We start from the raw sequence: 22051 nt of genomic DNA, 5'->3' as shown, positions 1-22051 counted from the left end.
GCCGTCAGACGAGGCCGACGACCTCGTCGGCGGCGCCCCAGCTCAGCGTCACCCCGGCCCCGCCGTGCCCGTAGCAGTGGATGACCCGTCCGGCACGCTCGAGCCGCACGGCCGGCCGGACCGGCCGCAGGCCCACCTTGTGCCGCAGCACCTTCGCCTCGCGCAGGGCCGGCACCAGCCGGGAGGCACGCTGGAGGATGTCGGCGGCGGCCTCGGGCGAGGGGGTCCTGCTCCAGTCGCCCTGCTCGTCGGTGCCGCCGACCACGACGTCGTGCTCGCGCGGGACGACGTAGGTCGGGCCCTCCCCGTCGAGCCACCAGCGGTCGAGACCGACCTGCTCGACGTAGACGACCTGGCCCCGGACCGGCACGACCGTCCGGTCCGCACCCAGCAGCCGGGCCCCCAGGCCCGAGCAGTTGACGACGAGGTCGGCGCCCTCGGGCAGCGCCCTCAGGTTGAGCCGGGTGACGGTGCCGCCGAGCGACTCCACCTGGCCCGTCAGCCAGTCGAGGTAGACCGGCATCTCGACCACGGGCGTCGCGAACGTCCACCCGTCGACGTAGCCCGCGGGCAGGTCGGTGACCCGATCCAGGCGCGGCACGGCGGTGCGCCACCAGGGGTCGGGCTGGCGGGCGGTGAAGACCTCGGTCCCGTGCACCATCCGCACGCCGGCCTCCGGCGAGCCGGCGTACTCGACGGGCGCGGCGAGCGCGTCGAACACGGCGTACGACGTCGCCGCCCAGCGCGTCACCCGGTCCTGCGGGAGCGCGCGGTAGGGGTACCAGAGGGCCGCCGCGACCGCCGAGGTCGTCTCCCGTGGCAGGTCGCGGGCGACCACGTCGACGCGGTGCCCGGCCTCGAGCAGGCGGACGGCGCAGGACAGCCCGACGACGCCCGCGCCCACCACGATGATCCGTGCCACGGGGGAAGTCTGTCCTACTGATGCGTAACCCGGGTCACAACGGCTTCGTTGGGCCGAGGACGAAAGGACCTCCGATGCCCCGATCGGCCCGCCTGGCCCGCCTCGCCCCCGCCCTGCTCCTCCTGCTGCTCGCGGTGCTGTCCGGGGGCCTCGGCGCTCCCGCGTCGGCGCACGAGGAGCGGCCCGCCGAGTTCCCCGACGGCTCCGGGCACCGCCCGACGTTCCTCGGCTACGACAACCCGCGGTCCCGCGTCGTGTGCAAGCCGGGGAGCGCCGACGCGATCGCTGCGATGCCCGACGGCGCGGTCAAGCAGCGCAACGAGCGGCTGCTGGGGCAGTGCCGGTTCTCCTCGATCCAGACCGCGATCGACTCGATCCGCCAGCGACGCACGTCGGTCTACGTGCTGCCGGGCACCTACCACGAGCAGCAGTACGCCGGGGACGAGCGCAGCTACTACTGCTCCCACCTGGAGACCTCGTCCACCGCGCCGCTGCTGTCCTCGGAGTACATCGGCAGCCTCTCCTCCCCCGACACGGGCGCCAAGGAGGGCACCAACGGCGAGTCCAACCCGATCGCGCTGTCCTACGCCGACCAGCGGGCCTGCCCGCACAACCTCAACCTGATCGCGATCTTCGGCGACAAGACGCCCAAGAACGACTCGATCGCCTGCGACAGCCGCTTCTGCGGCACCCAGGTCATCGGCACCGGCGCCCGGGTCACCGACGTCACCGTCGACAACCGGTTCTCCAAGCTCAACGGCATCCGGGCCGACCGGGCCGGCGGCCTCTACCTCAAGGACATCACCTTCGAGCAGGCGGAGTTCAACTCGATCTACGTCCTGGAGACCGACGGGTTCGTCCTCGACCACGTGCTCGCGCGCGGCAACGACGAGTACGGCATCCTCGCCTTCGCCAGCGACCACGGCCTGATCGAGAACTCCGAGGCCTACTACAACGGCGACTCCGGCTTCTACCCCGGCTCCGGCTCGGACCTCAACGCCGACAACCCGGACTTCAAGGCCACCCGCTACGCGATCGAGATCCGCGGCAACTCCAGCCACGACAACACGCTGGGCTACTCCGGCACGGCGGGCAACTCGATCTGGGCCCACGACAACGAGTTCTTCCACAACGCCACCGGCATCGCGACCGACTCGCTGTTCCCCGGTCACCCCGGCCTGCCGCAGGACCACGCCCGGTGGAACCACAACGACGTCCACTCCAACAACATGAACTGGTACACCCGGTTCGTCGACACCGGCATCTGCGACAAGCCGATGCCGCAGCGCGGCTACATCGACGGCACGGTCTGCCCGGTGGTGCCGGTGCCCGTCGGCACCGGCGTGCTCATCGCCGGGGGCAACTTCGACTCCACCGACCACAACTGGATCTACGACAACTGGCGCAACGGCACCATGCAGTTCTGGGTGCCGGCGGCGCTGCGCGACGACTACGACCCCTCCCACCAGTACGACACCTCCAACCACAACCACACGTTCGCCAACCACATGGGCATCGCGCCCGACGGCAGCGAGCAGCCCAACGGCCTCGACCACTGGTGGGACGACCAGGGCACCGGCAACTGCTGGGAGGACAACCAGTACGCCGGCGGCACCGGCACCGACAACTTCACCGTCCCGCCGCCCTCGTGCGCCGACGGCGGCTCGGTGTTCGTGCCGGGCGCGTTCGTGAAGGACGCGGGCTTCCTGTCGTGCAGCCAGTACGACCGCAGCGACCCGACCTGGCAGCACCCGCCGCAGTGCGAGTGGTTCGACAGCCCGTCGAAGCCGGGCTCCTCGAGCGGCGCGGTCGACCAGGACCACTCCGAGCTGGTCGCCGCTCCCCTCCTCACCGCGACGGGCGGGCTGCTGCTCGCCCTCGGCCTGCGGAAGCGTCGTACCTCCCGTGTTGCGTAGGTCCGCACTCCTGCTCGCCGTCCTCGCCCTCCTGCTGGTGGGCGGGGGCGTCGCGGTGGCGCGGTCGGCGCCGTCGCTGGAGACCGGCGGTCCCACGGCGGTCTCCGGGACCGAGGCCACCTCGGTCTTCACGATCGCCGGCCGCACCATCCGGCAGATCCGGTACGCCGACGGCGGCACCCTGCGCTACACGTTCGGGCTGACCAACACCGGTCACCTGCCGCTGACCGTGCGCGGGTTGGCCGACGACCAGCCCTCGACCCGGCTGTTCACCTACACCGGCCTCACCGGACCGGACGGCGCAGGGGACGTGCACCTGGGGCCGGGAGAGACGGCCCGGCTCACCCTCGCGCTGCGGATGGGCGGCTGCGAGTCGCTCTCGGCCCGGGCCGGGGCGTTCGTGACCGAGGTGGTCCTCCGCACCGAGCAGGCCGGAGTCTTCGACGACGAGGTGCGGGTGACGCTGCCCGAGGAGGTCCACACCGGATCGCCGCGCGAGGCGTTCTGCCCCCGCTCCACCGCGACGTCGCGTCCCCCGGGCTGAGGCTGAGACCCTCCCCACACCGGCGCCAACTTCCATACCGTTGGTATGGAGTGCCATGCTGGCACGGCACGCCTTATTGACATCTTTTCAACAAGGAGCCGTTCCCGATGCGCCGTCCCCTGCTCGCCACCCTCGCCGCCGTCCTGGCCCTCCCCCTGCTCGCGGGGCTCACGGTCGCGCCGGCCCACGCCGGGGCGGGCGACGACGTGATCACGCGCGCGGTCACCTTCTCGGTCGACAACACCAACGGCACCCGCGTCGCCTGCACCGCGGACGGCCAGGTCCACACGGTGCACGCCACGCTCGTCGGCCCTCGCAGCGAGGTCCTCGGGGCCAGCGTCGACCGCATCAACGTGCTCGTGCACGACACCACCACGGGCGGCTGGTTCTGGCAGCTGCCGGGCCACCCGGCGTACGACTGGGCGAGCCGCCTGGCCGACGCCGGCGAGACCTCGCTGGTCCTGGACCGACTCGGCTACGACGCCAGCCCGCTCGCGGACGGCAACGCCACCTGCATCGGGGCCCAGGCCGACATGCTCCACCAGGTCGTCGAGCACCTCCGCTCGGGCCACTACGTGTACGCCGACCAGCCGCGGGCCGTGCCGTCGGCCCAGCACGTCGTGCTCCAGGGGCACTCGGTCGGGGCGGCGATCGCCCAGCTGGAGGCGGCGACCTTCGACGACGTCGACGGGCTCGTGCTGATGTCGTGGTCCGACTCGGGTGCGACGCAGGCGGCCATCGACGGCGTGCAGCGCCAGTCACAGGCCTGCCTGCAGGGCGCCGACTACGCGGCCTTCGCCACCTCGGGCAAGCAGTTCCGCCGCCTCGCCTTCGCCAGCGCCCCCGCGGGCGTGCAGCGGGTCGCCGCCCGGCTGCGCAACCAGGACCCGTGCGGCGACGTGCTGAGCCTCGGCTCGGCCTACGCCACCTCCAACGCGCTGACCCACCAGATCGAGGCGCCGACCCTGCTGCTCTACGGCAGCAAGGACCGGCTCAACGACCCGTCCTCCAAGGACCGCCAGCGCGACGCCTACAAGTCGGGGACGCCCGTGACCACCAAGGTCTTCGCCGGCGCGGGCAACGCCCTGCCGCTGGAGCGCACCGCGCCGCAGACGCGGGCGCGCGTCATCCGCTGGCTGGCGGCCACCCTGGGCTGACGAGCCGCCAGCCGTCCGCGTCGACCTCCAGCTCGAGCACCCCGCAGTTCGCGAGCGAGACGCCCAGGCCGGCGGTGCGGGGCATCCCGACCAGCTGCGGCACGGTCGCGAGGATCGCGCCGCCGTGGCTGACCACCAGCACGGTCTCGCCCCGGTGCTCGTCGGCGATCGCCTCGAGCACCCCCTGGACGCGGGCGACGGTGTCGCCGATCCGGTCGCCGCCCTCGATCGCGGCGCTGTCGTCGCCCTCGGCCCACTGCCGGAAGACCTCGGCGAAGTACGCCGACTCGTGCTCCCCCGAGCCGGCCAGCGACCCCACGGCGTACTCGCGCAGGCCCTCACTCACCACCACGTCGGTGCCGAGCACGGACGCCGCGATCTCAGCGGTCTGCACGGCTCGCGAGAGCGAGCTCGTCCAGACCCGGGCGACCCGCTCATCCGCCAGCCGCTCCCCCAGCGCCCGCGCCTGCGTGCGGCCGAGCGCGGTGAGGCTGCCCCCGTCGTCGCTGATCAGGTCGGTCTCGTACTCGGCCTCGCCGTGGCGGGCGACGAGGATGCGGGCGGGACACTGGAGGGAGCTCACCCGCGGGAGGCTAGTCCAGGTCGTTGGCCTTGCGGATCACCTCGACGATGCCGGCCATGATCTCGGTGAGCCCGAAGTCCTTGGGGGTGTAGACCGCGGCCACGCCCAGCTCCTGGAGCCGGCGCCCGTCGGAGTCGGGGATGATCCCGCCCACGATCACCGGCAGGTCGCCGAGGCCGGCCTCGCGCAGCCCGTCGAGGACCGCGGGGACCAGCTCCATGTGCGAGCCGGACAGGATCGAGAGGCCGACGCAGTGCACGTCCTCGGCGACGGCAGCGGCGACGATCTGCTCGGGCGTCAGCCTGATGCCCTGGTAGATCACCTCGAAGCCCGCGTCGCGGGCCCGCACGGCGACCTGCTCGGCGCCGTTGGAGTGGCCGTCGAGCCCGGGCTTCCCGACCAGCAGCCGCAGGCGGCCGCCCAGCTCCTCGCCGGTCTGCCGGACCCGGTCACGCACGGCCGTGAGCTCGGCGCCGGCCTCGGCGACGACGGCACCGCTCACGCCCGTGGGGCCGCGGTACTCGCCGAACACCTCGCGCAGCGTGCCGGCCCACTCGCCCGTCGTGGCGCCCGCCCGGGCGGCCGCCAGGGTGGCTTCCATGAGGTTGGCGTCGGTCTTCGCCGCGGCGGCCAGCGCCGCCAGCGCCTCGGCGACGGCGTCGCCGTCGCGCTGGGCCTTCCACTCCTCGACGCTGGCGAGCGCGGTCCGCTCGGCCTCGGGGTCGGCGGCCATGATCGCGCCGTCGAGGTCGGCGGTCAGCGGCGACGGCTCGGTCGTCTCGAACTTGTTGACGCCGACGATGACCTCGTCGCCGGACTCGATCCGCGCCCGCCGGGCGGCGTGCGAGGAGACGAGCTCGGACTTCATGTACTCCACGGCGGCGATCGCGCCGCCCATGGCCTGGACGCGGTCGATCTCCTGCTTCGCGCCCTCGACCAGCTCGGCGACCTTGGCCTCGATGACGTGCGAGCCGTCGAAGATGTCGCCGTACTCCAGGAGGTCGGACTCGAAGGCCAGCACCTGCTGGAGGCGCAGCGACCACTGCTGGTCCCACGGCCGGGGCAGGCCGAGGGCCTCGTTCCACGCGGGCAGCTGGAGCGCCCGGGCACGGGCGTTCTTGGACAGCGTGACACCCAGCATCTCGAGCACGATGCGCTGCACGTTGTTCTCGGGCTGGGCCTCGGTCAGGCCGAGGGAGTTGACCTGCACGCCGTAGCGGAAGCGGCGCATCTTCGGGTCGGTGACGCCGTAGCGCTCGCGGGTGATCTCGTCCCACAGCTGGACGAAGGCCCGCATCTTGCAGGTCTCCTCGACGAACCGGACGCCGGCGTTGACGAAGAAGGAGATCCGGCCGACGACCTTCTCGAAGTCGTCCTCGGAGACCTGGCCGGCGTTCTTGACCTGGTCGAGGACGGCGATGGCGGTGCACAGCGCGTAGGCGAGCTCCTGCGTGGGCGTCGCGCCGGCCTCCTGCAGGTGGTAGCTGCAGATGTTGATCGGGTTCCACTTGGGGATCTGGTGGACGGTGTAGGCGATCATGTCGGCGATCAGCCGCATCGAGGCCTCGGGCGGGAACGCGTAGGTCCCGCGGGAGAGGTACTCCTTGATGATGTCGTTCTGGGTGGTGCCGGCCAGCTGGGCGGCGACCTCCTCGGGCGACAGGTCGGGGCACTGCTCCTCCGCGACGACCTGGTACATCGCGAGCATCCACATCGCGACGGCGTTGATCGTCATCGAGGTGTTCATCTCGGTGAGCGGGATGTCCTCGAAGAGCCGGCGCATCTCGCCGAGGTGCGGCACGGGCACGCCCACCTTGCCGACCTCGCCGCGCGAGAGCGGGGAGTCCGGGTCGTAGCCGGTCTGCGTGGGCAGGTCGAACGCCACGGAGAGGCCGGTCTGGCCCTTGGCCAGGTTGGTGCGGTAGAGCGCGTTCGACGCGGCGGCCGTGGAGTGGCCGGCGTACGTGCGCATCACCCAGGGGCGGTCCTTCTGGGGACGGTCCATCTCGGTCATGGGTCCGAGCGTAGAACGTGACCTACCGCTTGGTAACTCGTCTCGGTGTGGGTAATCCGACACCTGACCAGCGCGGATCCGCTCAGGCGCTGGCCGCCGCCCGCTCGACCTCCACGACGCGGATCAGCCGCGAGAGGTGGAGCATCCGGCGCACCGCGGGTCCGCAACCCCGCAGGGTGAGGTGGTGCCCGGACCGGGAGGCCTGCCGGGTCGCCACGGCGAGCACCTTGAGGGCGGTCAGGTCGACCACGTCGACGCCCGTCAGGTCCACGACCACGTCCTCGTCGTGTCCCTCGAGGTGGTCGTAGATCGCGGCCCGGACCTGCATGGTGCTCCGCACGTCGAAGTCGCCCACGAGCACGAGTGTCGGGCCGTCGGTGATGATGTCCATCGCTGCTCCATCCCCCCGGAGCCCAGAGAAACCCCGGTGTTCGCCGCTGTCGATGTCGCCTCTGTACCCACTATGACGCCGCCCACACCGATCGGGTTGCGTCGGAAACCGCGTGTCTCGCGTCCCGAGACCACGGGCCCCGGCCGGGAGGCGGGCCGCGGGAACTACGCTCGCGTGCATGGTCAACCTCACGCGGATCTACACGCGCACCGGCGATGCCGGCCAGACGCGGCTCGGCGACATGAGCACCACGTCCAAGAACGACCCGCGGCTGCACGCCTACGCCGACGTCGACGAGGCCAACGCCCAGCTCGGGGTCGCGATCGCGCTGGGCGACCTCGACGAGGACGTCGTGGCCGTCCTCACGCACGTCCAGAACGACCTGTTCGACGTCGGCGCCGACTTCTGCACCCCGGTGGTCGAGAGCCCGGAGTTCCCGCCGCTGCGCATCGAGCAGGCCTACGTGGACCGGCTCGAGGCGTGGTGCGACCACTACAACGAGCACCTGGCCAACCTGCGCTCGTTCATCCTCAGCGGCGGCACCCCCGGCGGCGCCCTGCTGCACGTGGCGCGCACCGTCGTACGCCGGGCGGAGCGGTCGGCCTGGGCGGCGCACGCCGAGCACGCGGAGACCATGAACGTCCTCGCGATCACCTACCTGAACCGGCTCTCCGACCTGTTGTTCATCCTCGCCCGTCACGCCAACCGGGAGCAGGGGGACGTCCTGTGGGTGCCGGGTGGCGAGCGGGGCGAGCAGCACTGACGCTGATCGCGGCCGGCACCATCAACACGGCGATCGCGAGCAGCGAGTCCAGGGTCCCGACCCGGTCACCGAGCTGGCCGAGCAGGGGTGGCCCGGCGAGGAACGCCGCGTAGCCGATCGTCGAGACGACGCTGACCCGCGCCGCGGCCCGCGTCGTCTCGTCGGCCGCCGCACTCATGCCGACCGGGAAGCCGAGGGACGCACCGAGGCCCCAGACCAGGATCCCGAGGCCGACGAGCAGGACGTGGCCGCCCCACACCACGAGCAGGATGCCGGTCGCGGCGGTCGCAGCCGTGGCCCACAGCACCGGGGCCCGGCCCCAACGGTCCAGGGCGAAGGGGCCGAGGAGCCTCCCCGCCGTCATCGCGGTGACGAACGCCGAGAACCCGGCGACGCCGACCCAGTGCGCCACGCCGTAGCCGTCGATGAGCGCGAGCGAGAGCCAGTCGTTGGCCGAACCCTCCACGGTCGCGAAGGCGAGCACCATCACGCCGATGGCGAGGGTGCGCGGCTCGAGCCAGGCCGAGCCCGAGGAACCCTGCTCGTCGTGGTGGACCGTCGGCTCAGGGAAGGCCCGGGCGACCACGCCGACCAGGACCGCGGCGACCACGCCGCCCACCCCCACGTGCCACGGCAGGGCAACCCCGGCGGCGGCCATCGGGATCCCGACGGCGGCCCCGGCGATGCTGCCCAGGCTCCAGCCCGCGTGGAAGCGCGGCATGATGGTGCGACCGATCCTGCGCTCCACCTCGGCGCCCTCGACGTTCATGGCGACGTCCCACGTCCCGGTGCCGATGCCGTAGGCGAAGAAGCCCACGGCCGTCACCGGCACCGAGGACAGCTCGCCCGCCCCGGTGCCCGCGAGCACCATGCCGACCGCGGTGAGGGCGCCCCCCGCCCGGACCACCCGGGCCGCGCCGAGGCGCTCGATCAGTCGTCCGCTGGAGGGCAGGGCCAGCACCGACCCGGCGGCGATCGCGAGCAGCAGCAGGCCCAGCGGGCCGTTGGCCAGGTCGAGGTCGGCACGCAGGTCGGGCAGCCTCGAGACGAGCGTGGCGAAGCAGAAGCCGTTCAGGGCGAACGTCAGGGCGACAGCGTTGCGGGCGCGCAGGATCATCGGCGCGCGGGACGCTCCCACGACGCGCCGGGCGGGCCGGACTCGAGCCAGGCCTGGAAGCCCATCAGCGAGGAGGGGCCCATCGCGAGCTCGACGTCGGCGCCGTCGTCGGTGCGGCAGCAGATCACGACGTGGTCGGGGTAGAGCGACATCTGCTCGACGCCCTCGGGTGCCCGGCGGCCGGAGTAGCGCAGGTGCGAGCGCTCCCATGAGCGCTTGGGCCGCGGGGAGAGCGAGAAGATCCGGAACCACTCCAGGGACTCACCGGAGTAGCGGCCGAGCCCGAGAAGCCAACCGCGCCCGGCCCTCTCGGGACGGACGCGGAAGGAGAGCTCGAAGGTGCCACCGTTGCGGGACAGCACGCGGCGACGCACGATCAGGGCGACGCCGTAACACAGGACGAGCAGGAGCAGGCCACCGGCTGCGTCGAGCAGCCACTGCCAGACCGGCATCGGTCCCTCCCGTCCCCCTCGCGGCCGCGCGGATGAGCACGCGAGGTGCTCACCCTAGCGGGCGACCGGAGGGGACGGACGGGTGGGTCGGCTGGTGTCAGCGCGCCCGTTCGAACGTGCGGATACGCGCCTCGGCGGCACGGATCCGGGCCTGCTGCTTCTGGTCCTCGGGGTCGGCCTCGGCAGCCTCGAGCTGGGCCCGAGCCTCGTCGAGGTCGATCTCGTGGGACATCTCGGCGTGCTCGGCCAGGATCGAGACCCGGTTGTGGGCGACCGAGATGAACCCGTCGTCGACGGCCACGAAGTGCTGGTGGCTGTCCGGCTCGGTGATCTCGACGACCCCGCTGACGAGCAGCGAGAGGATCGGCGTGTGGTTGCGCAGGATCCCCACGTCACCCTCGGCCGTCCGGGCGATGACCATGGTGGCGGGACCGGACCACACGGTCCGGTCCGCCGCCACGAGCTCCACCTGGAGGTGGCTGTCGGTGTCGGCCATCAGAGGCTCTTCTGGATCTCTGCCCACTTCTTCTCGACGTCGTCCAGACCGCCGCACATGAAGAAGGCCTGCTCGGCCACGTGGTCGTACTCACCGTCGGCGATCTTGTTGAACGCCTCGATCGTGTCGGCCACCGGGACCGTCGAACCCTCGATGCCGGTGAACTGCTTGGCGACGTAGGTGTTCTGGGACAGGAAGCGCTGGATACGGCGAGCGCGGGACACGATGATCTTGTCCTCTTCGGAGAGCTCGTCGACACCGAGGATCGCGATGATGTCCTGGAGCTCCTTGTTGCGCTGCAGGATCTGCTTGATCCGGATGGCGCAGTCGTAGTGGGCCTGCCCGATGTACTGGGCGTCCAGGATCCGCGAGGTCGACGTCAGCGGGTCCACCGCGGGGTAGATACCGAGCGAGGCGATCTCTCGCGAGAGCTCGGTGGTCGCGTCGAGGTGGGCGAAGGTCGTCGCCGGGGCGGGGTCGGTGTAGTCGTCCGCCGGCACGTAGATCGCCTGCATCGAGGTGATCGAGTGACCGCGGGTCGAGGTGATCCGCTCCTGAAGCGTGCCCATCTCGTCGGCGAGGTTCGGCTGGTAGCCCACGGCGGACGGCATGCGGCCGAGCAGCGTGGACACCTCGGAACCGGCCTGCGTGAACCGGAAGATGTTGTCGATGAACAGCAGCACGTCCTGGCCCTGCACGTCGCGGAAGTACTCCGCCATCGTCAGTGCCGAGAGGGCCACGCGCAGGCGGGTGCCCGGCGGCTCGTCCATCTGGCCGAAGACGAGGGCGGTCTGGCCGATGACGCCGGCCTCCTCCATCTCGACGATCAGGTCGTTGCCCTCACGGGTGCGCTCGCCGACACCGGCGAACACCGACACACCACCGTGGTCCTTGGCGACACGCGCGATCATCTCCTGGATGAGCACGGTCTTGCCCACGCCGGCGCCGCCGAACAGGCCGATCTTGCCGCCCTGCACGTAGGGGGTCAGCAGGTCGATGACCTTGATGCCGGTCTCGAACATCTGGGTCTTGGACTCGAGCTGGTCGAAGGCCGGGGCCTTGCGGTGGATGCCCCAGCGCTCCTTGACCTCGAGCTGCTCGTCGCCCTCGAGGTTCAGGCACTCGCCCAGGGTGTTGAACACCCGGCCGAGCGTCGCGTCGCCCACGGGAACCGTGATCGGGCCGCCGGTGTCCTGCACCTGCGCGCCGCGGACCAGGCCGTCGGTCGGCTGCAGCGAGATCGCGCGGACCATGCCGTCACCGATGTGCTGGGCGACCTCGAGCGAGAGCACCTTGGCCTCGCCGCCGAGCTCCAGCTTGGTCTCGAGCTTGTTGTACATCTCGGGCATCGAGTCGATGGGGAACTCGATGTCGACGACCGGACCGATGACGCGGGCGATCCTGCCGACGCCGCCAGCAGCCTTGGCCGTGGTCTCTTCAACAGTGGCAGTCATGTCTCTCACTCATTCCCGGCGTTGGCGTCGGCCAGCGCGTTGACGCCACCGACGATCTCGCTGATTTCCTGGGTAATGCCGGCCTGGCGGGCCTGGTTGGCGATCCGGCGGTACTTCTTGATGAGCTCGTCGGCGTTGTCCGTCGCGGACTTCATCGCCTTCTGTCGCGCGGCCAGCTCGGAAGCGGCCGCCTGCAGCATGGCGAAGAAGATCCGGCTCTGGACGTACTGCGGAAGCAGTCCGTCCAGGACGTGCTCGGCCGAGGGCTCGAACTCGTAGAGCGGCAGGACCTCGTCGGGCGCGGGCTTCTCCTCGCCCTCGACGACCTCCAGCGGGAGCAGGCGGATGGCCGTCGGCTCCTGGACCAGCATCGAGCGGAAGCGCGTGTAGACCACGTGCACCTCGTCGACGTTCCCCTCATCGCCCTCGTCCTTCAGGAAGGCCTCGATGAGGGTCTTCCCGACGTCGTGGGCGATGTCGTTGGACGGCTGGTCGGAGAACCCGGTCCACGACCGCACGATCGGACGGGCGCGGAACTTGAAGTACGCCTCGCCCTTGCGGCCGCAGATGTAGGTGTCGATCTCCTTGCCCTCCCCGCGGAGCTTCTCCGCGAGGCGCTCGGCCTCCTTGAGCACGCTCGAGGAGTAGGCGCCGGCCAGGCCACGGTCGCTGGTCACGATGAGCACGGCGGCCCGCTTGGGGTCCTCCGGCTCACGCGTGAGCGGGTGGTCGACGTTGGCGTAGGTCGCCACCGCCGACACCGCGCGGGTCAGCTCCCGGGCGTAGGGCGCGGCCGACTGGGCCCGCTGCTGCGCCTTGATGATGCGGGACGCAGCAATGAGCTCCATGGCGCGCGTGATCTTCTTCATCGACTCCGTCGACTTGATCCGCGCTCGGTACTCACGCAGCGATACGGCCATGCGTCAGCCCCGCTTCTGCTTGACGATCTGCTCCTGGTCCTCGTCCTCCAGCGCCTCGGCCTGGGGCTCGTGGCCGACCTTGATCGAGCCACCGTCGGAGGTCTCGAACTGGTCCAGGAAGGAGGTGTAGGCCTTGTCCAGCGACTGCTCCGTGCCGTCCTCGAACTTCTGGGTCTCACGGATGGTCGAGAGCACGCCGTCGTTGCTGCGGCGCAGGTAGTCGAGGAACTCCTGCTCGAAGCGCAGCACGTCGGGGGTGGGGACCTTGTCCAGGCGGCCGGTGGTGCCGAGCCACAGCGAGACGGTCATCTCCTCGAGCGGGTACGGCGAGTAGGCCGGCTGCTTGAGCAGCGCCATCAGGCGCTGGCCGCGGTCGAGCTGCTGGCGCGAGGCCGCGTCGAGGTCGGAGGCGAACATCGCGAACGCCTCCATGGCGCGGAACTGGGCCAGGTCGACCTTCAGCGAGCCGGTGACGGCCTTCATCGCCTTGGTCATGGCCGAGCCACCCACGCGCGAGACCGAGACGCCGACGTCGATGGCCGGGCGCTGGTTGGACGCGAACAGGTCCGACTGCAGGAAGATCTGGCCGTCGGTGATCGAGATGACGTTGGTCGGGATGAACGCCGAGACGTCGTTGGCCTTGGTCTCGATGATCGGCAGGCCGGTCATCGAGCCCTTGCCCTTGGCGTCGGAGAGCTTGGCGCAACGCTCGAGCAGGCGGCTGTGCAGGTAGAAGACGTCACCCGGGTAGGCCTCACGGCCCGGCGGGCGGCGCAGCAGCAGCGACACGGCGCGGTAGGCCTCGGCCTGCTTGGTCAGGTCGTCGAACACGATGAGGACGTGCTTGCCGTCGTACATCCAGTGCTGGCCGATGGCCGAGCCGGTGTAGGGAGCGAGGTACTTGAAGCCCGCGCTGTCCGAGGCCGGGGACGCCACGATCGTGGTGTACTCCAGCGCACCCGCCTCCTCGAGGGCGCCACGCACGGAGGCGATGGTCGAGCCCTTCTGGCCGATGGCGACGTAGATGCAGCGCACCTGCTTGTCCGGGTCACCGGACTCCCAGTTCTGCTTCTGGTTGATGATCGTGTCGATCGCGATGGTGGTCTTGCCGGTCGCGCGGTCACCGATGATCAGCTGGCGCTGGCCACGGCCGATCGGGGTCATGGCGTCGATCGCCTTGATGCCGGTCGCGAGCGGCTCGTGCACCGACTTGCGGTCCATGACGGTCGGGGCCTGGAGCTCGAGCGCGCGGCGCTCGTCGCTCTGGATCTCGCCGAGGCCGTCGATCGGGGTGCCGAGCGGGTCGACGACGCGGCCCATGAAGCCGTCTCCGACGGGGACCGAGAGGATCTCGCCGGTCCGGCGGACCGTCTGGCCTTCCTCGATCTTGTCGAAGTCACCCAGGACGACGACACCGATCTCGCGGGTGTCGAGGTTCAGGGCGATGCCCAGCGTGCCGTCCTCGAACTCGAGCAGCTCGTTGGCCATGGCCGACGGAAGACCGGTGACCCGGGCGATGCCGTCGGCGGCCTGGGCGACCGTGCCGACCTCTTCCTTGCTCGCTGCGTCGGGCTGGTAGTCCGCGACGTACTTCTGGAGCGCGTCGCGGATCTCCTCCGGACGGATCGTGAGCTCCGTCATCTTCGTCCCTACTCTCTTGTCTCTACTGAAGTCTCTGCGTGGCGGTGGTGCTGGGGTGGTGGGGCGGTCGGGCTCAGCCGACCAGGCGCCGGCGCGCGTCGTCGAGGCGGCTCGCGATGGTGCCGTCGATGACCTGGTCACCGATCTGGAGGCGGAGGCCGCCGACCACGCTCTGGTCGACCACCACGTTGAGGTGCACCGGGCGGGAGTACTGGCGGGCCAGCACGTCCGCGAGGCGCTGCTGCTCCCCCGCCTCGAGGGGGCGAGCGGTGCGGACCAGCGCGACGAGGCGGTTGCGCGTCTCCGCGGCCACCTTGCCGTACTCGTCGAGGGCCCGGGCCACCGTGAGGTGGACGCCGGAGACGGAGCGCTCGGCCAGGCGGATCGCTCCGCCCGCGGCCTTGCCCTCCAGGAGGGAGCGCACCAGGGCCCGCTTGTCGCCCGCGGACCGCGCCGGGTCCGAGAGGGCGTCGCGCAGCTCGGGGTTGTCGACGACCGCGCGGCCGAAGCGGAACAGGTCGTCCTCGAGGCGGTCCGCCTCGCCCGCGGCGTCGGCGGCCTTGACCAGCGCCACGACACCGAGCTGCTCGAGGGCCCGGGCGAGGTCTCCGCTGGATGCCCAGCGGAGCCCGGCGGCCGTGCCCACGATCTCGGTGGCGGTGCTGTCCAGGTGGCTGCCGAAGATGCCGCTCACCAGGGCGCGCTTGGCCTCGGCCGGGCTGGACGGGTCGGTCGCCGCACGACGGAGCGCCGGCTGGTCGCGCAGCACGTCGGCTGCGGCGAACAGGCCGTCACCCACGGTGGCGCCGTCGGCGCCCCCGTCGATGGCCGTGCCCAGCGCGTCGGACAGACGCGCGAGGGACTCTCCGGACGAACCCTGCATCAGTTGCTCCGCGCCTGGTCGAGGTCGGTGAGGAAGCGCTCGACGACCCGGCTCTGGCGAGCCTCGTCGTCCAGCGACTCACCGACGATGCGACCCGCCAGCGTGGTGGCGAGCGTGCCCACCTCGTTGCGCAGCGACGCGACGGCCGCCTTGCGGTCGGCCTCGATCTGGGTGTGGGCGTGCTCGACGATGCGCTGAGCCTCGGCCTGGGCCTGCTCCCGCATCTCCGCGATGATCCCCGCACCCTGCTCGCGCGCCTCCTCGCGGATGCGAGCGGCCTCGTGACGGGCGTCCGCGATCTGCGCGCGGAACTCCTCCTCGGCCTGGTGGGCCTCGGACTTGGCCTGGTCGAGGTCCGCGAACTGCTGGCGAATGGCCTCCTGGCGCGCCGTCATCGCCTTGTTGATCGGCGGGACGACGTACTTGCCCAGGATGAACACCATGATCGCGAAGGCGAACAGCTCGACGAAGAACGTGCCGTTGGGAACGAGGAAGTTGCTCTCCATCGGGACGATCGCAACGCTTGCCATCAATTGATCCTTTGGTCGTGGCGGTGTGGCACGGGCGCCGGAAGCGCCCAGGTTTCAGATCCTCGGGGTCACTTACCGAGGACGAAGACGAACAGCGCCATGAACGCGAGGTTGATGAAGAACATCGCCTCGACCAGACCGACCGTCAGGAAGAAGATCGTCTGGAGGCGACCCTGCGCCTCGGGCTGGCGGGCAACGCCCTGGATGTACGACGAACCGGCGAGGCCGTCACCGACACCAGCGCCGATCGCGCCGCCGGCGAGGGCCAGTCCGCCACCGACGAAGGCGCCAGCGGTCTTGATGGCCGATTCCATAGTGTCTGCTGCCACTGTTTCTCCTTGGTTGGGCACCGGGTGACGGTGCTCGTTTCTTACAACTGGGGGGTTGCGGCCGACCGGGAGGTCAGGCCGCGGGGGTGGACTCGAGGTCCTCGTGGTGCTCGTCGTGCTCGCCGTGACCGGCCCCGGCCATGCCGAAGTAGAGGATCACCAGCAGCGCGAAGATGAAGGCCTGGATGCCGCCGATCGCCATGTCGAAGAGCTTCCAGAGCAGGTTGGGCGCCCACGACGCGTAGAACGGGATGAGCCCGATCAGCGCGAGCATGATGCCGCCGGCGAAGATGTTGCCGAAGAGCCGCAGCGCGAGGGTGATCGGCTTGGTGAGCTCCTCGAGGATGTTCAGCGGGAGCAGCACGGGGAACGGCTCGAGGAAGTGCTTGAGGTAGCCGCCCAGGCCCTTCTCGCGGATGCCGTAGATCCACACGCCGACCATCGCCATGATCGCCATCGCGTAGGTCAGGTTGGTGTCGGCCGTGGGGGCCGGCAGCAGGTGGAGCTTGTCGTTGATCTCCGTGGGGAGCAGCTCGAGCCAGTTGGCGAAGAGGATGAAGAAGAACAGCGCCACGGCCAGCGGGACGACGAACGCCGGGACCTTGCCCAGGTTGTCCTCCACCTGCGTGGTGACCTCCTTGACGATGGTCTCCCAGAGCAGCTGGATCTTGGTCGGCACGTGGTCCGTGGTGTTCTTCGTCAGCGCCGAGCGGGCCCAGAAGCCGAGGACCAGGACGATCGCGCCGGCGACCAGGGTGGTCCAGATCGTGTCCATGTTGAACGTGAGGCCCAGGAAGTGGCGCTCGACGTGATGGCCGATCTCGATGTTCGTCTCGAGTGGCAGCAGGCCGGTCATGCCTTGTTCAACTCCTTCAGCAGGGGGATCCCGGTCATCACGAGCGCGATGAGGCGGAAGATGGCCAGACCGAGCAGGAGCCCGATGCCGTCCGGCCAGAACATCACGGCGATCGCCACCGCGACAACGGACAGGGCAGCCAGGCGGATGAAGGTCGAGACCGCGATCTTGCTGCGGGTCGGCTCCTCCCCCGAGCTGATGAGCTTGAGCAGCCAGAACTCCGTGACCAGGTGGTTGAGGAGTCCCAGGCCGATGCCGGCGGCGATGCAGGCGGCCAGGCGCCACTCGCCGAGCTGGCCGGCGATCCAGTAGGTCGCGACGACGAGGACGAGCGCCACGACGACGGTCTTCTTCTGGTCGCGCACGACGCGCACCACGGAGGGGCGCGGGGGCGTCTGGGGGGTCTCGGGGGAAGTCATGGTGGTGTCCGTCTCGCGGTCGGTCGTCTGGTTGCTCATCGGGTCAGCTCACCCCCGGAGGGCGGCACGGACACGAAGCCAGAAGCCGACACCCCCGCAGACGATGCCGAGTGCGATGCCGACCAGCGTGAACGCGGGAGACGTGCCCGCGCTGTGGTCGAGGAGGAGCCCGAGGACCATGCCCACGATGACCGAACCGGCGAGGAGTCCCCCGAGCCCGGCGAGGTCACGGCCTCGCAGGCTGTTGTCGGAGAGCTCATCGACCATCCCAAGTCGCTTTCATCGGCAGGCTTGAAGACGTCGGCTCCGGGACCGCTCAGGAGGGGGTCCGGGTGTGCGTCCGACGACGGCGTGAAACTACCACAGCGGGACGGGGCTCTGAACCCGGGGACCGGGGTGGTCCCGGAGAGCGTCCGGGTGGTCCCGGAGAGGCTCGAGCCAAGGGCGGTCGTCATGGGTGGCGGCCGTTCTTTTCGTCGGTGCTGGGTGCTTGTGAAAACTAGCACAAAGTCCTCGGGGCCCTCCAACCGGGTCCCCCGCAGCCCTCCGGCTCAGCCCTCCGGAAGGGGCTGCTCGGGCACCGTGGGGTGGGGCGGGTGCGGCCGCCGGATGGCCGGGAGCAGGAACGTCATGCCGACGGTCACCGTCGCCATGATGCCGAGCGAGACCCACATCCAGGTGCCGGTGTAGAGACTGATCAGGACCGTGCCGAACGCCACCAGGCCGGCCCAGAGCCACATGATGAAGACCGCACGCCGCTGGCTGTGCCCGATCTCCAGCAGCCGGTGGTGCAGGTGCTGCTTGTCGGGTGCGAACGGCGAGCGCCCGGCGCGCGTGCGGCGTACGACGGCGAGGGTCAGGTCCACCATCGGCACGATCAGGATCGAGACCGGCAGCAGCAGCGGCAGCAGGGTCGGGACCAGGCTCGCCCGGGACCCGTCGGCGCCCTGGCTGAGCTCGGGCCCGGAGAACTGGCCGGTCAGGGTCAGCGCGCTGGCGGACAGGACCAGCCCGATCAGCATCGAGCCGCTGTCGCCCATGAAGAGGCGGGCCGGGTGGAAGTTGTGCGGCAGGAACCCGGCGCAGGCGCCGGCCAGCGAGGCGCTCAGCAGGGCGCCGGTGATCGCCAGGCTCACGCCGTTCAGGTTGGCCAGCTGGTAGCAGAAGACGAAGAACGCGACCGCGCCGATGCCCACGACCCCGGCGGCGAGCCCGTCGAGGCCGTCGACGAAGTTGACGGCGTTGACGGTCGCGACCACCACGAGCACGGTCAGGATCGCGCCCTGCGCGCTGTCGAGGGAGAACTGGCTGCCGTCCGGCACGGGGAAGAAGACGTACTGGATGCCGAAGACGATGAGGAAGCCCGCGGCCAGCACCTGGCCACCGAGCTTGGTCAGCGCGTCGAGCTCGAAGAGGTCGTCGAGGACGCCCACGGCGCAGATCAGGGCGCCGGCGATGAGCACGATGCCCGCGTCGCGGAAGACGAAGTCGCTGCTGGTGGAGAGGAACGGCAGCTCACGGGCCACGACGTACGCCGCCACGAGCCCGCCGAGCATCGCGAGCCCGCCGAGGTAGGGGATCGGCTCGGCGTGGACGTCGCGGTCGCGGACCTCGGCCACCGCCCCGGTGCGCAGCGCGATCTCGCGAGCCACCACCGTCAGCAGGTAGGTGACCGAGGCGGCGACGAGGAAGACGAGGGCATACTCGCGCAAGCGCTCAGCCTTCGTCCGTGAGGGTGGCGCCGAGCGGCTCGAGGACGGCGTTGAGCTCCTCCAGCGACAGCGCACCACGGCGCAGCACCCGGCCCTGGGACCCGGTGACGTCGATGATCGTGGAGGCCTCTCCCCCGGTCGACTCGCCCCCGTCGACGATCACCGCGACGTCCTCGCCCAGCATCTGCTCGGCCTGGTCGGCGTCGGTGGCGGCCGGCATGCCGGTCTTGTTGGCCGAGCTGACGGCCAGCGGGCCGGTGCGCTCGAGGATCTCGCGGGCGATGGGGTCGGCGGGCATGCGCACGGCCACCGTCCCGCGGGTGTCGCCGAGGTCCCACTGCAGCGAGGACTGCTGGTGGCAGACCAGGGTCAGCGGGCCCGGCCAGAAGGCGTCGATCAGCGCCCGGGCGTAGCCGGGGATGCTCACCGCGAGGGCGTCGATGGTCGTGGCGGCGCTGATCAGGACCGGCGGCGGCATCTCGCGGCCGCGGCCCTTGGCTGCCAGCAGCCCGCGGACGGCGGCCGGGTCGAAGGCGTCGGCGCCGATGCCGTAGACGGTGTCGGTGGGCAGGACCACGAGGTGGCCGCGCTGGATGGCCATGCTGGCCGCCTCGATCGCGGCCTCGCGCTCGTCCTCCGTGCCGGTGGGGTAGCGCTCGCTCATGCCGTCATCACCTTGGTCGCTGCGTCGTCCACCCGGTCATCGTGCCAGTCGCGCGGTCAGGAAGCGCGGACGCCCTGCCAGGTCGCGGTGGTCGCGTACCTCGGTCCAGCGACCGGTGGCGGCGAAGACCCCCGGGGCCGAGGCGCCCTGCCGGTCGGCGTGCTCGGCCCCGACCACTCCCCCGGGCCTCAGCAGCAGCGCGGCCCGGGCCTCCAGGACGCGGATCGCGTCGAGCCCGTCGTCGCCCGAGAAGAGCGCCAGGTGCGGGTCGTGGTCGCGGGCCTCGGGGGCCACGGACTCCCACGCGTCCAGGGGGATGTACGGCGGGTTGCAGCTGATCACGTCGACGGTGCCGGCCAGGTCGTCGAAGGCCGAGGCCATGTCGCCGTGGCGCAGGTCGACGCCGGTGCCGGCCAGGTTGCGGGCGGCCCAGCCGTGGGCGGACTCGTCCAGCTCGACCGCGTAGACCGTGGCGTGCGGGACCTCGTCGGCGATCGCCTTGGCGACCGCTCCCGAGCCGGTGCACAGGTCGACCACGACCGGGGCTCGCCCGGTGGCCGAGCCTGCCGAGACCGCCTGCTCGATCGCCCAGCCGGCCAGCAGCTCGGTCTCGGGCCGCGGCACGAACACCCCCGGCCCGACGAGGAGCTCGACGTGCCGGAAGTGCGCCACGCCGGTCAGGTGCTGCAGCGGCTCGCGGGCCGCACGGCGGTCCAGGAGGGCGACGTACTGCTCGAGGGCCGGGGCCGGGACGTCGTCGAGGAGGACGAGGCGCGACCGGTCGGTGCCGAGCACGTGGGCCAGGAGCTCGGCGGCGTCGTGCTCCGGGCTCGCCACGCCGGCCTCGGCCAGCCGGCGGACCGCGTCGGCGAGCACGGTGCGGCGGGTGGTCACTGGTCGAGTGCCTCGAGGCGGGCGGCGAGGTCGGCCTCGGTGCAGGAGTCGAGGACGGGCTGGAGGTCGCCGTCGAGCACCTGGTCGAGGTTGTAGGACTTGTAGCCGGTGCGGTGGTCGGAGATCCGGTTCTCCGGGTAGTTGTAGGTGCGGATCCGCTCGGAGCGGTCGACGGTGCGGACCTGGCTGCGCCGGGCCTCACCGGCCTCGGCGTCGGCCTTCTCCTGCGCGGCCGCGAGGAGCCGGGCACGCAGGATCCGCATCGCCTGCTCGCGGTTCTGGAGCTGGCTCTTCTCGTTCTGGCAGCTCGCGACGATGCCGGTCGGCACGTGCGTGATCCGCACCGCGGAGTCGGTGGTGTTGACGCTCTGGCCACCGGGACCGCTGCTGCGGTAGACGTCGATGCGCAGGTCGTTCTCGTCGATGGTGACGTCGACCTGCTCGGCCTCCGGGAAGACCAGGACGCCGGCGGCGCTGGTGTGCACCCGCCCCTGCGACTCGGTGACGGGCACCCGCTGGACGCGGTGGACGCCGCCCTCGAACTTCAGCAGGGCGTACGGCGCCTCGCCGGGCTCGGGCGTGCCCTTGGCCTTCACGGCGACGGTCACGGACTTGTAGCCGCCCAGGTCGGACTCGTTGGCATCGATCAGCTCGACCTTCCAGCCCCGCCCCTCGGCGTACCGGGTGTACATGCGGAGCAGGTCGCCGGCGAACAGCGCAGACTCCTCGCCACCCTCGCCGGACTTCACCTCGAGGATGACGTCCTTGTCGTCGGCCTCCTCGCGCGGCACGAGCAGCCGGCGCAGCCGCTCCTCGGCGACGGCGCGTCGCTCGACCAGCGTCTCCGCCTCCTCGGCGAACGCGGGGTCCTCGCCGGCGAGCTCGCGGGCGGCTCCGAGGTCGTCGTCGATCTGCTGGAGGTCGCGCCAGGCGCCGATCGTCGCCGAGAGCGCGGCGTAGCGCTGGTTGAGGCGCTTGGCGAGCCGGGCGTCGGCGTGCGTCTCGGGCTCGGCGAGCCGGGCCTCGAGCTGCTCGTGCTCGGCGACGAGTCCTTCGACGGCCTCGAACATGGGTGCCCCTCGGTGGTGCGCTCGGAGATCGGTCGGACAAATCACGAGCGCCGGCCCCCGCACGATGGCGGGGACCGGCGCTCGGACGAAGCTACTTCTTGGCAGCCTTGGCGTAGCGGGCCTCGAAGCGGGCGACGCGGCCGCCGGTGTCGAGGATCTTCTGCTTGCCGGTGTAGAACGGGTGGCACTGCGAGCAGACGTCGGCGTGGATCGAGCCGGAGGTCGCGGTGCTGCGGGTGGTGAACTGCGCGCCGCAGGTGCAGGTGACCTGGGTGTCCACGTAGTCCGGGTGGATGTCCTTCTTCATGTCCGGTGTCCTTTCGA

The 22051-nt window shown here is 71.0% G+C and carries 25 protein-coding genes; 4 read left to right on the top strand and 21 right to left on the bottom strand.

From position 1 onward, the window contains the following. Positions 1-4 precede the first annotated feature (4 nt). Complete coding sequence (locus FB382_RS04645; protein ID WP_182537195.1) at positions 5-922, bottom strand: FAD-dependent oxidoreductase; 918 nt, start codon at positions 920-922, stop codon at positions 5-7. 74 nt (positions 923-996) lie between these two features. On the opposite strand from FB382_RS04645, the gene FB382_RS04640 reads away from it, so the two are divergent. The 3 genes from FB382_RS04640 to FB382_RS04630 all read left to right on the top strand — a co-directional run bounded on the left by FB382_RS04640 (position 997) and on the right by FB382_RS04630 (position 4539). Next, positions 997-2838, top strand: coding sequence for a right-handed parallel beta-helix repeat-containing protein (locus FB382_RS04640; RefSeq protein WP_182537193.1), 1842 nt, complete (start codon positions 997-999; stop codon positions 2836-2838). Continuing rightward, positions 2828-3382 carry a hypothetical protein gene (locus tag FB382_RS04635; RefSeq protein ID WP_182537191.1) on the top strand — a complete coding sequence of 185 codons (555 nt, stop codon included), beginning with the start codon at positions 2828-2830 and terminating at the stop codon, positions 3380-3382. The genes FB382_RS04640 and FB382_RS04635 overlap by 11 nt, the downstream gene beginning before the upstream one ends. Positions 3383-3489: 107 nt before the next feature. Beyond that, positions 3490-4539: an alpha/beta hydrolase gene (locus FB382_RS04630; RefSeq protein WP_182537189.1), complete on the top strand. Its 1050-nt coding sequence runs from the start codon at positions 3490-3492 to the stop codon at positions 4537-4539. On the opposite strand, the gene FB382_RS04625 is transcribed toward FB382_RS04630, so the two are convergent. Genes FB382_RS04625 through FB382_RS04615 form a run of 3 tightly spaced genes read right to left on the bottom strand, consistent with a single transcriptional unit; the run spans position 4508 to position 7527 of the window. Next, on the bottom strand, positions 4508-5122 hold the full coding sequence (locus FB382_RS04625) for a histidine phosphatase family protein (RefSeq protein ID WP_182537187.1): 615 nt from the start codon (positions 5120-5122) through the stop codon (positions 4508-4510). The two genes, FB382_RS04630 and FB382_RS04625, sit on opposite strands and share 32 nt — an antisense overlap. Before the next feature lie 10 nt (positions 5123-5132). Then, entirely contained in the window at positions 5133-7199 is a 2067-nt protein-coding gene (locus FB382_RS04620; protein WP_343055484.1) for a protein meaA, read from the bottom strand. Between the two features lie 19 nt (positions 7200-7218). Further along, positions 7219-7527, bottom strand: coding sequence for an STAS domain-containing protein (locus FB382_RS04615; RefSeq protein WP_125035367.1), 309 nt, complete (start codon positions 7525-7527; stop codon positions 7219-7221). Between the two features lie 178 nt (positions 7528-7705). Between FB382_RS04615 and FB382_RS04610 the strand changes: the two genes are divergently transcribed. Further along, entirely contained in the window at positions 7706-8290 is a 585-nt protein-coding gene (locus FB382_RS04610; protein ID WP_182537183.1) for a cob(I)yrinic acid a,c-diamide adenosyltransferase, read from the top strand. Here FB382_RS04610 and FB382_RS04605 read toward each other — a convergent pair. From FB382_RS04605 to rpmE, 17 genes are all read right to left on the bottom strand, one after another. Beyond that, positions 8211-9428: an MFS transporter gene (locus FB382_RS04605; RefSeq protein WP_343055483.1), complete on the bottom strand. Its 1218-nt coding sequence runs from the start codon at positions 9426-9428 to the stop codon at positions 8211-8213. The genes FB382_RS04610 and FB382_RS04605 overlap by 80 nt on opposite strands. After that, the gene (locus FB382_RS04600; RefSeq protein WP_125035364.1) at positions 9404-9859 is read right to left on the bottom strand and encodes a DUF2550 domain-containing protein; all 456 of its coding nucleotides are present in this window, start codon (positions 9857-9859) and stop codon (positions 9404-9406) included. Before FB382_RS04600 ends, FB382_RS04605 begins: the two co-directional genes overlap by 25 nt. A gap of 97 nt (positions 9860-9956) precedes the next feature. After that, positions 9957-10355 carry a F0F1 ATP synthase subunit epsilon gene (locus FB382_RS04595; RefSeq protein ID WP_125035363.1) on the bottom strand — a complete coding sequence of 133 codons (399 nt, stop codon included), beginning with the start codon at positions 10353-10355 and terminating at the stop codon, positions 9957-9959. Beyond that, complete coding sequence (gene atpD / locus FB382_RS04590) at positions 10355-11809, bottom strand: F0F1 ATP synthase subunit beta (protein WP_125035362.1); 1455 nt, start codon at positions 11807-11809, stop codon at positions 10355-10357. The genes FB382_RS04595 and atpD overlap by 1 nt, the downstream gene beginning before the upstream one ends. Before the next feature lie 5 nt (positions 11810-11814). Continuing rightward, positions 11815-12729: a F0F1 ATP synthase subunit gamma gene (locus FB382_RS04585; RefSeq protein ID WP_182537181.1), complete on the bottom strand. Its 915-nt coding sequence runs from the start codon at positions 12727-12729 to the stop codon at positions 11815-11817. 3 nt (positions 12730-12732) lie between these two features. Further along, positions 12733-14370 (bottom strand): F0F1 ATP synthase subunit alpha, encoded by a 1638-nt coding sequence (gene atpA / locus FB382_RS04580; RefSeq protein ID WP_125035360.1) that lies wholly within the window; start codon positions 14368-14370, stop codon positions 12733-12735. Between the two features lie 73 nt (positions 14371-14443). Next, positions 14444-15253 (bottom strand): F0F1 ATP synthase subunit delta, encoded by an 810-nt coding sequence (locus tag FB382_RS04575; RefSeq protein WP_182537179.1) that lies wholly within the window; start codon positions 15251-15253, stop codon positions 14444-14446. Further along, on the bottom strand, positions 15253-15783 hold the full coding sequence (locus FB382_RS04570) for a F0F1 ATP synthase subunit B (RefSeq protein ID WP_125035358.1): 531 nt from the start codon (positions 15781-15783) through the stop codon (positions 15253-15255). Before FB382_RS04570 ends, FB382_RS04575 begins: the two co-directional genes overlap by 1 nt. A 68-nt stretch (positions 15784-15851) precedes the next feature. Next, positions 15852-16112, bottom strand: a complete 261-nt coding sequence (locus FB382_RS04565; protein ID WP_373994680.1) for a F0F1 ATP synthase subunit C — start codon at positions 16110-16112, stop codon at positions 15852-15854. Between the two features lie 73 nt (positions 16113-16185). After that, on the bottom strand, positions 16186-16968 hold the full coding sequence (gene atpB, locus FB382_RS04560) for a F0F1 ATP synthase subunit A (RefSeq protein ID WP_182537177.1): 783 nt from the start codon (positions 16966-16968) through the stop codon (positions 16186-16188). Next, positions 16965-17426 carry an ATP synthase subunit I gene (locus tag FB382_RS04555; protein ID WP_182537175.1) on the bottom strand — a complete coding sequence of 154 codons (462 nt, stop codon included), beginning with the start codon at positions 17424-17426 and terminating at the stop codon, positions 16965-16967. The genes atpB and FB382_RS04555 overlap by 4 nt, the downstream gene beginning before the upstream one ends. 9 nt (positions 17427-17435) lie before the next feature. Beyond that, a complete protein-coding gene (locus FB382_RS04550) occupies positions 17436-17654 on the bottom strand; it encodes an AtpZ/AtpI family protein (RefSeq protein WP_182537173.1) in 219 nt (72 codons plus the stop codon). 284 nt (positions 17655-17938) lie between these two features. After that, entirely contained in the window at positions 17939-19099 is a 1161-nt protein-coding gene (locus FB382_RS04545) for a glycosyltransferase family 4 protein (RefSeq protein ID WP_182537171.1), read from the bottom strand. 4 nt (positions 19100-19103) lie between these two features. Further along, the gene (locus FB382_RS04540) at positions 19104-19763 is read right to left on the bottom strand and encodes an L-threonylcarbamoyladenylate synthase (protein WP_125035353.1); all 660 of its coding nucleotides are present in this window, start codon (positions 19761-19763) and stop codon (positions 19104-19106) included. Between the two features lie 36 nt (positions 19764-19799). Further along, on the bottom strand, positions 19800-20657 hold the full coding sequence (prmC, locus tag FB382_RS04535; RefSeq protein WP_182537169.1) for a peptide chain release factor N(5)-glutamine methyltransferase: 858 nt from the start codon (positions 20655-20657) through the stop codon (positions 19800-19802). Beyond that, on the bottom strand, positions 20654-21727 hold the full coding sequence (prfA, locus tag FB382_RS04530; RefSeq protein ID WP_182537167.1) for a peptide chain release factor 1: 1074 nt from the start codon (positions 21725-21727) through the stop codon (positions 20654-20656). Before prfA ends, prmC begins: the two co-directional genes overlap by 4 nt. A 91-nt stretch (positions 21728-21818) precedes the next feature. Then, complete coding sequence (gene rpmE / locus FB382_RS04525) at positions 21819-22034, bottom strand: 50S ribosomal protein L31 (protein WP_125035350.1); 216 nt, start codon at positions 22032-22034, stop codon at positions 21819-21821. Positions 22035-22051: the final 17 nt, after the last annotated feature.

This window comes from Nocardioides ginsengisegetis, assembly GCF_014138045.1.
Taxonomy (GTDB): domain Bacteria; phylum Actinomycetota; class Actinomycetes; order Propionibacteriales; family Nocardioidaceae; genus Nocardioides; species Nocardioides ginsengisegetis.
The sequence above is the reverse complement of the archived record's forward strand: the minus strand, read 5'-3'. Positions and strand labels throughout refer to the sequence as shown.

Excerpts from the sequence above, each read along its gene's own strand:
- FB382_RS04640 (WP_182537193.1), top strand. The coding sequence starts at position 997 with ATGCCCCGATCGGCCCGCCTGGCCCGCCTCGCCCCCGCCCTGCTCCTC.
- FB382_RS04630 (WP_182537189.1), top strand. The coding sequence starts at position 3,490 with ATGCGCCGTCCCCTGCTCGCCACCCTCGCCGCCGTCCTGGCCCTCCCC.
- FB382_RS04615 (WP_125035367.1), bottom strand. The coding sequence starts at position 7,527 with ATGGACATCATCACCGACGGCCCGACACTCGTGCTCGTGGGCGACTTC.
- FB382_RS04610 (WP_182537183.1), top strand. The coding sequence starts at position 7,706 with ATGGTCAACCTCACGCGGATCTACACGCGCACCGGCGATGCCGGCCAG.
- FB382_RS04600 (WP_125035364.1), bottom strand. The coding sequence starts at position 9,859 with ATGCCGGTCTGGCAGTGGCTGCTCGACGCAGCCGGTGGCCTGCTCCTG.
- FB382_RS04595 (WP_125035363.1), bottom strand. The coding sequence starts at position 10,355 with ATGGCCGACACCGACAGCCACCTCCAGGTGGAGCTCGTGGCGGCGGAC.
- atpD (WP_125035362.1), bottom strand. The coding sequence starts at position 11,809 with ATGACTGCCACTGTTGAAGAGACCACGGCCAAGGCTGCTGGCGGCGTC.
- FB382_RS04585 (WP_182537181.1), bottom strand. The coding sequence starts at position 12,729 with ATGGCCGTATCGCTGCGTGAGTACCGAGCGCGGATCAAGTCGACGGAG.
- atpA (WP_125035360.1), bottom strand. The coding sequence starts at position 14,370 with ATGACGGAGCTCACGATCCGTCCGGAGGAGATCCGCGACGCGCTCCAG.
- FB382_RS04575 (WP_182537179.1), bottom strand. The coding sequence starts at position 15,253 with ATGCAGGGTTCGTCCGGAGAGTCCCTCGCGCGTCTGTCCGACGCGCTG.
- FB382_RS04570 (WP_125035358.1), bottom strand. The coding sequence starts at position 15,783 with ATGGCAAGCGTTGCGATCGTCCCGATGGAGAGCAACTTCCTCGTTCCC.
- atpB (WP_182537177.1), bottom strand. The coding sequence starts at position 16,968 with ATGACCGGCCTGCTGCCACTCGAGACGAACATCGAGATCGGCCATCAC.
- FB382_RS04555 (WP_182537175.1), bottom strand. The coding sequence starts at position 17,426 with ATGAGCAACCAGACGACCGACCGCGAGACGGACACCACCATGACTTCC.
- FB382_RS04550 (WP_182537173.1), bottom strand. The coding sequence starts at position 17,654 with ATGGTCGATGAGCTCTCCGACAACAGCCTGCGAGGCCGTGACCTCGCC.
- FB382_RS04540 (WP_125035353.1), bottom strand. The coding sequence starts at position 19,763 with ATGAGCGAGCGCTACCCCACCGGCACGGAGGACGAGCGCGAGGCCGCG.
- prfA (WP_182537167.1), bottom strand. The coding sequence starts at position 21,727 with ATGTTCGAGGCCGTCGAAGGACTCGTCGCCGAGCACGAGCAGCTCGAG.
- rpmE (WP_125035350.1), bottom strand. The coding sequence starts at position 22,034 with ATGAAGAAGGACATCCACCCGGACTACGTGGACACCCAGGTCACCTGC.